Genomic DNA, 8646 nt, shown 5'->3' with positions numbered 1-8646 from the left:
TACCAGCTGCCACCCCATGCCCAGGGCAAGCTGGTGCGTGTGATCTCGGGTGCGGTGTTTGATGTGGCCGTGGATATCCGTCGCAGCTCGCCCACTTTTGGGCAATGGGTGGGCGCGGAGCTGAGCGCCGAGAATCACCACCAGCTCTGGATTCCGCCGGGCTTTGCCCATGGCTTTGTGGTGCTCAGCGACACGGCCGACTTTGTGTACAAGACCACGGCCTATTACGCGCCGGAGTCGGATCGGGGCCTGCTCTGGCACGACCCCGACATCGGCATCACATGGCCCCAGCTCGATATCGAGTTTTCCTTGTCGGAAAAGGACAGGAATCAGCCCGCATTCAAGCAGGCCGAACTGTTCGATTAGCGCTTTCTTGATTCGGCCATCTGCAGAAATGGCTGAATCAGCTGCGCATCGCGTCGCTCGCGCAGGCAGTACAGGTATTCGGGCAGGCAAGGCACCTCGCCTTTCAGATCAAGCACGACGAGGTCCGGGTGGGCCGATGCTTCGTGCCGCGCAAAAATGCTGATGCCCATCTGGCGGATCACGGCTTCGCGTATGGATTCGCGGCTGGCAATTTCCAGAATCCGCTGTGGGCTGACCTGGGCGGCTTCCAGCATCTGCTCGGTCATCTGCCGGGTCATGGAGCCGCGCTCGCGCAGGATCAGCGTGTTCTTTGCCAGATCCCTGATATCGACGGCCTTCTGCCCGACTAGCGCATGCTGCCGGTGCACGACCAGGGCCAGTGGGTCGCGCCCCAGCTCCAGGCGCAGCAGGCGCGGATCGGTGTCCAGGTGCGAAGAGGTTGCCAGATCCACCTGGTACTCGGCCAGCGCCTGAATCATCTGGCGCGAATTGCCGTTGACGATGCTCACTTCCACCAGCGCATATTGCTGCTGATAGCGCTTGACGATGTCCAGAACATAGTAGGGGGCGGTTGCACCTATGCGCAGCTGACCCTGGTTGACATGGCCCGACTGGCGCAGCGCCGATTCGATCTGGGCCGACTGCAGCAGCAGCTTCTCTATTTCCGGCAGCAGCTTCAGGCCCGCATCGGTGATGGCCAGCCTTCCACTCTGGCGCGTGAACAGCTCGACTTCATATTGCTCCTCCAAGGTCTTGATCTGCGCCGTGACCGTGGGCTGGCTCAGCCCCAGCTGGCGCGCTGCCTGGGTGATGCTGCCGAGGCGGGCGACCCAGAAAAAGGATTTGAGCTGTGTGGCAAACATGACAAGGTCTTCAAGAAAGCGGTGCCCGGATTTCAACATGAACGCTGCAGCCGGTAATACGGATGAGCAGCTTTGATTTCAATAGCTTCTTGCGCATATAAGCAATGTCTTTTAGGTGGTTTTATAAAGAAATATGAGACAGGTAAGGCGTAAGTTGCTTTCGAATCAATAGCATTTCGATGGCGGACGCTGGCGCAGTGCGATGACTACAAAGTTTGCTGATGACGCCTTTGCCAGATTTCAGTTCTGTGACACAGGCGTTTCACAGTGAATTTCTACAGTTCCCTCATGTCGCAAACGGCCGCGTTGGTCGGGCGGCAACGATCAATCCAAGGGACTGTTATCCATGCGCCACGCTTTTGCCCCCGCCACTCGCCGCTTCACCTTGATCGCCTTTGCCACGGTTGCCACGGCTTTGCTGGGCCTGGCCTCCGCGGCCCACGCCAGGACCGATCTGCTGGTGTATTCGGCCCTGGAGGCCGACCAGATCAAGGCCTACAAAGCGGCTTTTGAAAAAGCCCATCCCGAGATCGAGCTGAAGTTCGTGCGCGACAGCACGGGCATCATCACTGCCCGTCTGCTGGCCGAAAAGGCCAATCCCCAGGCCGATGTGATCTGGGGCGTGGCCGCCACTTCGCTGGTGCTGCTGGACAAGCAAGGCATGCTGCAGCCCTATGCGCCCAGAAACCTGGCCAAGGTGCGCTCCACCATGCGCGATCCGGCAGCCACGCCGACCTGGGTGGGCATGGACCTGTGGTCGTCCGCCGTCTGCTTCAACACCGTGGAAGGCCCGAGGCGCAAGCTGCCCACGCCTGCCAGCTGGGCCGACCTGACCAGGCCCGAATTCAAGGGCTCGATCACCATGCCCCACCCGGCGTCCAGCGGCACGGGCTATCTGATGGTGGCCGCCTGGCTGCAGATGATGGGCGAGGACAAGGGCTGGGCCTATATGGATGCGCTGCACCAGAACATCGGCGTCTACACGCACAGCGGCTCCAAGCCCTGCCGCCAGGTCGGCGCGGGCGAGTTTCCCGTGGGCCTGAGCTTTGAATACCGCGCCAACAAGACCAAGAAGGATGGTGCGCCCATAGACATCGTCTTCCCCAGGGAAGGCCTGGGCTGGGATGTGGAAGCCACGGCCATTCTGAAGACCAGCAAAAAGCAGGAAGCCGCCAAGGCCCTGGCCGACTGGGCGGTGACGCCTGACGCCAACAAGCTCTACGCAGCCAACTTTGCCGTGCTGGCTTTGCCCGAGGCCCAGGAAAAGCACGAGTTCATTCCGGCCGATCTGGAAAAGCGCCTGGCCAAAAACGACTTCAACTGGGCAGCGGCTAACCGCGATCGTATCTTGGCCGAATGGTCGCGTCGGTACGAAGCCAAGGCGGAAAAAAAGTAATCACCCCCTGAGCGGCTTTGCCTGGGCGGCGTCGCCGCTTCCCCCTCTCTGGCGCTGCGCGCCGGAGGGGGACACTGCCTCGCTGCGGGGCGGCCCTTGTTCGGCAGTTCTGAGCCGGGTCAGCGCCAGTTCTACGCAGCAGGCCACTGGAATTTTTTGCACGTTGAAAGTGATTGCAGATGCTGCGCATAGAACATATTGCCAAGCAGTACAAGGACACGCCGGTGCTGCGCGACATTGACCTGTTGGTGGAGGGGGGCGAGTTCGTCAGCCTGCTGGGCCCTTCGGGCTGCGGCAAGACCACGCTGCTGCGCATTCTGTGCGGCATCGAGCAGGCCGACGCCGGCCGCATTCTGTTTCAGGGCGAGGACATCACGCGCTGGCCCGCCGCACGCCGGGGCTTTGGCGTGGTGTTCCAGAGCTACGCACTGTTTCCGAATCTGACGGCGGCCCAGAACGTGGCTTTCGGCCTCAAGGGCCAGCCTGCGGCGCAAGTGCAGGCCCGGGTGCAGGAGATGCTGGCTCTGGTAGGCCTGGGTGCGCAGGCGCAGCGCTACCCGGCGCAATTGTCGGGCGGCCAGCAGCAGCGCATTGCGCTGGCCCGCGCACTGGCGCCGCGCCCGCGCCTGCTGTTGCTGGACGAGCCGCTGTCCGCACTGGATGCCCAGGTGCGCACCGAGCTGCGCAGCGAAATCCGTCAATTGCAGCGTCAGTTGGGCATTGCCTGCGTGATGGTCACGCACGACCAGGAAGAAGCGCTTTCCATGGCCGACCGCGTGGTGCTGATGCACCAGGGGCGTATCGAGCAGCAGGGCTCGCCCGAGCAGCTCTACGCCAAGCCGGTCAGCCACTTTGCGGCCGGTTTTGTGGGGCGCATGAATTTGCTGCCCGCCGTGGCCGAGTCGGGCGACGCGGTGCGCGTGGGCGAGGGACGGCTTGAATGCAGCACTGCCGGCTTTGAGGCCGGTGATGGCTTGCTGGTGGGCGTGAGGCCCGAGAGCGTGGTGCTGCACCCGGCCCAGCCTGCAGCACTGCCCAATCTGTTTCGCGCACGGGTGGTCGAGACCTCATTCCTGGGCTCGCTGGTCCTGGTGCGCGTGTTCAGCCCCACGCTGCAATGCCAGATCGATGTTCAATGGCCGCTGCGCCATGACGCGCGTCTGCCCGACTGGCTGCAGGGCGAGGTGCTGGTGGAGTTGCCGGCTGCCGCGCTGCAGTCGCTGGCAGCCCCCGAGCTTCTGCGAAAGGCGGCATGAGCATGGATGCCTCTTCCTCTGCGCTGCCCGTGGGTAGCTATGCACCCGCAGCGGCATCGTGCCAGCAACACCGCACCGGCCCTGCGCCACGGCAAACGCGTTTTTTTCATTGGGAAAAGCTGTGGCTGGGCGCACTGGTGCTGGGCCTGCTTGGTGCGCTGCTGGTGGCCGTTGCACTGCCCGTGGGGGCGCTGCTGGGCCGCAGCTTTGTGTCGGCCGATGGCAGGTTCTCGGGCCTGGCCCAGTACCTCGTCTATGCGCAAACGCCGGGCGTAGGCCAGTCGCTGTTCAACAGCCTGTGGCTGTCGGCCGTCAGCAGCACCTTGTGTGTGGCCCTGGCCTATGGCTATGCCTATGGCGTGATGCGCAGCTGCATGCCGCTGGCCAGGTTCTTTCGCGCCATTGCCCTGGTGCCGCTGCTGGCGCCGTCGCTGCTCATGGCCATCAGCCTGATCTATCTCTTTGGTGCGCAGGGCCTGCTCAAGAGCTGGTTGGCGGGCGGCACGGCCTACGGCCCGTTTGGCATCGTTCTTGGCTCGGTGCTGTGGACGTTTCCGCATGCGCTGATGATTCTGTGCACCACGCTGGCCTCGGGCGATGCGCGCCTGTATGAGGCTGCCGCCACGCTGGGCGCGGGCCGCTGGCGCAGCTTCTGCCAGGTCACGCTGCCAGCCAGCCGTTACGGGCTGATGATTGCCTGGATTGTGGTGTTCGTTCTGGTGGTCACCGACTTTGGCGTGCCCAAGGTGATTGGCGGCAACACGCAGATGCTGGCCACCGATATCTACAAGCAGGTGATTGGTCAGCAAAACCTGTCCATGGGTGCGGTGGTGGCCATGCTGCTGCTGGTGCCTGCGGGCCTGGCCTTTGCTGCCGAGCGCCATTTGCGAGCCCGGCAGGCCGCTGCCATGAGCGTGCGGGCCGTGCCGCTGGTGCCGCAGCCCTGCGCGGTGCTTGACCGCGCGCTGCTGGTGTATTGCGGCCTGATGGCTTTGGCGCTGCTGGCGATGATGGGCGTGGCCGTGCTGGCATCCCTGGTCAGCTTCTGGCCCTACAACTTGAGCCTGAGTTTCAAGCACTACCAGTTCGACATGATGGATGGCGGCGGCTGGGCCAGTTACGCCAACTCGCTGACCATGGCCGTGGCCACGGCAGTGATCGGTGCGTTGATGAGCTTTCTGAGCGCCTATCTGGTGGCAAGGCCCACGGGCTGGGTGCGCGCGCGCCAGTGGCTGCACGCGGTGGCCACGCTGCCCATGGCGGTGCCAGGGCTGGCGCTGGGCCTGGGCTATATCCTGTTCTTCAATGCGGGTAGCAATCCGCTGCACTTTCTGTACGGATCCATGGGCATTCTGGTGCTGTGCTCGGTGGCGCATTTTTTCTCGGTGGCACACATCACCCAGCTCACCGCCTTGCAGCAGCTGGACACCGAATATGAGCGCGTGGCCGATTCCATGGGCGTGCCGTTCTGGACGCTGCTGTGGCGTGTGCATCTGCCCGTGTGCCTGCCTGCGGTGATGCAGGTGGCGGGCTACTTCTTCGTGAATGCCATGACCACGGTGTCGGCAGTGGTCTTCTTGTACTCGCCCGAAACCACACTGGCCTCGGTGGCCGTGCTGGCCATGGATGACGCGGGCGATACCGCTCCCGCCGCCGCCATGGCCGCGCTGATCTTTGCGACCGCAGCCGCCGGTCGCCTGCTGATTGCGCTGCTCGATGCCTGGCTGCAGCGGCGTACCCAGCACTGGCGCCAGCGCTGAGGACTTTCTCCACATCACTTGATTCTCCGAACGTCTCTCGCTGCATCGCCCTGGCGCTGCGGCAGGGACCTGGCTTGTCTGCTTTTTCTGTAACGCTATGAAAAACTACGATCTGATCGTCGTCGGCGCCGGCATTGTCGGCCTGGCCCATGCTTATGCCGCGGCCACGCGCGGCCGCTCCGTGCTGGTGATAGAGCGCGACGGCGCCTGCCTGGGCGCCTCGATTCGCAACTTCGGCTTTGTCACCATCACGGGCCAGCGCGCTGGCGCCCATTGGCGGCGCGCCATGCGCTCACGCGATGTCTGGGCCGAGATCGCGCCCAAGGCCGGTATCGATGTCCTTCATGCCGGCCTGTGGCTGACGGCGCGCCGGCCTGCAGCGGCAGCGGTGCTTGAGGCATTCATGCAAACCGAGATGGGCGCGGGCTGCGAGCTGCTGACGCCCGCCCAGGCCGCAGCGCGTCATCCGGCGCTGCGCACCGAAGGGCTGCAATCCGTGCTCTACAGCCCGCACGAGCTGCGCGTGGAGTCGCGCACCGCCATCCCGCAATTGGCACTGTGGCTGCAGCAGGATCTGGGAGTGGATTTCGCCTATAGCGAAAGCGTGACGGAGGTGGCAACGCCGCGCGTCACCACCTCGCGTGGCCGCTATCACGCCGAACGCGTGGTGGTCTGCAACAACGCCGATCCAGGCGGGCTGTTCGCCAGTGAATGGACTGACAACCAGGTGCAGCTGTGCCAGTTGCAGATGCTGCGCGTGCAGCCGCAAGCAGGCTTCAAGCTTGAAGGATCGGTCATGGGGGATCTGAGCCTGGTGCGCTACGAGGGCTATAGCGCGCTGCCCGAAGCCGCTGCATTGCGCGCCGAACTGGAGCGCGAGGAGGCACAAAGCCTGAAGCACGGCATCCACCTGATTGCCGTTCAGAGCGCCGACGGCTCGCTCGTGGTGGGCGATTCGCATCACTACGGCAGCGCGCCCCAGCCTTTTGCCAGCGAAGCCGTCGACCAGCTCATGCTGCGACATATGAACGAGGCACTGCACATTGACAACGCCCAGGTCGTGGAGCGCTGGACGGGCATCTACCCCTCCAGTGCCGAAGCCCCTTGTTTTGTCAAAGCACCCGATGCAGCGACACGCGTGGTGGCCGTGACCAGCGGCTCGGGCGCGAGCACGGCTTTTGGTCTGGCCGAGGAAGTCTGGATGGCCTGGTAACTGCTACGAGTTGAATAGCTGCTAGCGCTTGCAGGCTGTCATATTTCAAGAAAATGAAATCAAAAACTATATCTGACAAGCGCAAGCAGCTATCAAAGCATGAGCGTCACTGCTGCACGAACAGTGGTGCAATCAGCATGACGAGCAAGATGGCGGCCAGCACGGCAAACAGGATCTTGACCCAGCTGTAAGGCCGCTCGCCCGCAATCTGGCCGGTGTAGCCATTGGCCACGATCTGGTAGGTCTTGCTGCCATAGGTGTAGCCGACCAGCCAGACCGGTACCAGCGTGTGCTTGAAGCTGCGGCCCGAGTACTGGCGCTGGACCTGCAGATTGCGCTGCGTGTCGCCCGGCACCTCGCGCGAGCACATGCTGCGCAGCTGGCTGTCCATGTCTTCCTCGTTGATTCTGGCGGCCTTGGAGAGGTCCACCTGGTATCGCTCCACCGTCCAACCTCGCACGAACTCCGGGCTGTAGGGCTTGAGGTCGGTGGTGGTCGGGAAGGGCTCCACCTGGCGCAGCAGATGGGCGTGCACGCCAACGGTGCCTGGCACCAGCTCATCGTCGAAGAAATGCTGCAGGCTGCCCGATGCCGGCTCCCAGCGCACATGCTGGACCTGCCGTGTCTGCAGATTGCCGTTGGCGTCGCGATAGGACTCGGTGGTGTAGTAGTAATAGCCGGCCTCTGCCCACCACAGGGCGCTGGCATGGGCGTCAAAGGTCCAGTAGGGCAGATAGACGCCGTGCAGCGTGTCCGTCAGCGCGGCGCTCTTGAGCTTGCTGGGCGCAAACCAGCGGCTGCCGTACCACTGACGGATCTTGTCGCGAATCTGGCCGTCGCTGATCTTGAACGGCAGGATGCTCTGCGGCGTGATGGCGTCGCTGCGCTCCTCATGGGCGACGATGGCCGGCGAGCCGCAGAAGTCGCAGCGCTGGGCCACGTTCTTGCCGAGAAACACCGAGATGGCGCGGCAGTTCTGGCACTGCACCTCATAGCGCTCGTCCGAGCCCCAGCCGCGACCGCTTGCCGGGTTGCGCAAGGCCTCGGCCAGATCCTGCTCCACCACGGCGCGTCCCAACTCGGGTTGTGTCTGTTCGCTCCAGGGGACGACGGTGCCGCAGTAAGGACATTTGAGCGACTGGGCCTTGGCATTCCACTCCAGATTGCCGCCGCATTCGGGGCAGACATGCTTGCCCACCATGGAGGGCGGCGCCGTCTCGGAGACAGGGGTGAATGCAGATCCGGAAGAGCGGGAGGAGGAAGCGGGTGTGGCCACGGCAAAAAAGGGTTCAGGCGGCAGCAGCGACGGGATGGGTTTCGTAGAAGGTCACGCAGTTGCCATCTTCGTCGAGAAGACTGAATTCCTGGGTACCCCAGGGCTGCTGGCGCAGACCGCCATTGGGGTGAACCGCGTTCTCGGCCAGACACTGTGCATGCAGGGCGGCAATCCCCACCACCTGGATGCGGCAGCTGGTCTGCCTGGGAATCTCCGGGTCCTGGCAGGCCCAGAAATGCAGCTCCAGCCCGCCCAGCGAGACGATGCCGTACTCGCCTGGCTGGGCGTGGACGGTCCTGGCGCCCAGCACGCGGGCGTAAAAGGCCACGGTGCGCGCCATGTCCAGCGATGCCAGCACCGGAGTGGTGCTGATGAAAACCGGTTTGTGTTCATTCATGACGTGCACCTGAGGCCGTGGATTGCGGGTCAGCCGCGCAGGAACTCGTCCAGCGCAGCCTGGGCGATGCGCCACTGGCTGCCGATCTGGCGGGCCTTGAGGTTGCCGGCCTGGATTTC

Annotated in this window: 8 protein-coding genes; 5 read left to right on the top strand and 3 right to left on the bottom strand. The window is 63.7% G+C overall.

Annotated elements, in window-relative coordinates:
• Nucleotides 1–366: dTDP-4-dehydrorhamnose 3,5-epimerase (gene rfbC, locus ACLBXN_RS13855; RefSeq protein WP_447612492.1), on the top strand; the 366-nt coding region annotated here is incomplete at its 5' end.
• Here rfbC and ACLBXN_RS13850 read toward each other — a convergent pair.
• The gene (locus tag ACLBXN_RS13850; protein WP_447612491.1) at nucleotides 363–1229 is read right to left on the bottom strand and encodes a LysR substrate-binding domain-containing protein; all 867 of its coding nucleotides are present in this window, start codon (nucleotides 1227–1229) and stop codon (nucleotides 363–365) included. The two genes, rfbC and ACLBXN_RS13850, sit on opposite strands and share 4 nt — an antisense overlap.
• Nucleotides 1230–1575: 346 nt before the next feature.
• Between ACLBXN_RS13850 and ACLBXN_RS13845 the strand changes: the two genes are divergently transcribed.
• The 4 genes from ACLBXN_RS13845 to ACLBXN_RS13830 all read left to right on the top strand — a co-directional run bounded on the left by ACLBXN_RS13845 (nucleotide 1576) and on the right by ACLBXN_RS13830 (nucleotide 6854).
• On the top strand, nucleotides 1576–2625 hold the full coding sequence (locus ACLBXN_RS13845; RefSeq protein WP_447612490.1) for a putative 2-aminoethylphosphonate ABC transporter substrate-binding protein: 1050 nt from the start codon (nucleotides 1576–1578) through the stop codon (nucleotides 2623–2625).
• Nucleotides 2626–2804: 179 nt separating this feature from the next.
• Complete coding sequence (locus ACLBXN_RS13840) at nucleotides 2805–3881, top strand: ABC transporter ATP-binding protein (RefSeq protein WP_447612489.1); 1077 nt, start codon at nucleotides 2805–2807, stop codon at nucleotides 3879–3881.
• 2 nt (nucleotides 3882–3883) lie between these two features.
• A complete protein-coding gene (locus ACLBXN_RS13835) occupies nucleotides 3884–5641 on the top strand; it encodes a putative 2-aminoethylphosphonate ABC transporter permease subunit (RefSeq protein WP_447612488.1) in 1758 nt (585 codons plus the stop codon).
• 97 nt (nucleotides 5642–5738) lie between these two features.
• Nucleotides 5739–6854, top strand: a complete 1116-nt coding sequence (locus tag ACLBXN_RS13830; RefSeq protein WP_447612487.1) for a TIGR03364 family FAD-dependent oxidoreductase — start codon at nucleotides 5739–5741, stop codon at nucleotides 6852–6854.
• A gap of 106 nt (nucleotides 6855–6960) precedes the next feature.
• On the opposite strand, the gene ACLBXN_RS13825 is transcribed toward ACLBXN_RS13830, so the two are convergent.
• Both ACLBXN_RS13825 and ACLBXN_RS13820 read right to left on the bottom strand, forming a co-directional pair.
• Entirely contained in the window at nucleotides 6961–8055 is a 1095-nt protein-coding gene (locus ACLBXN_RS13825) for a zinc ribbon domain-containing protein (RefSeq protein WP_447612495.1), read from the bottom strand.
• 88 nt (nucleotides 8056–8143) lie between these two features.
• Nucleotides 8144–8527: a bleomycin resistance protein gene (locus ACLBXN_RS13820; protein WP_447612486.1), complete on the bottom strand. Its 384-nt coding sequence runs from the start codon at nucleotides 8525–8527 to the stop codon at nucleotides 8144–8146.
• Nucleotides 8528–8646 lie beyond the last annotated feature (119 nt).

This window comes from Comamonas sp. C24C (genome assembly GCF_053345995.1).
Note: the sequence above shows the minus strand (reverse complement) of the source record. Positions and strands in the feature narration are given on the sequence as shown.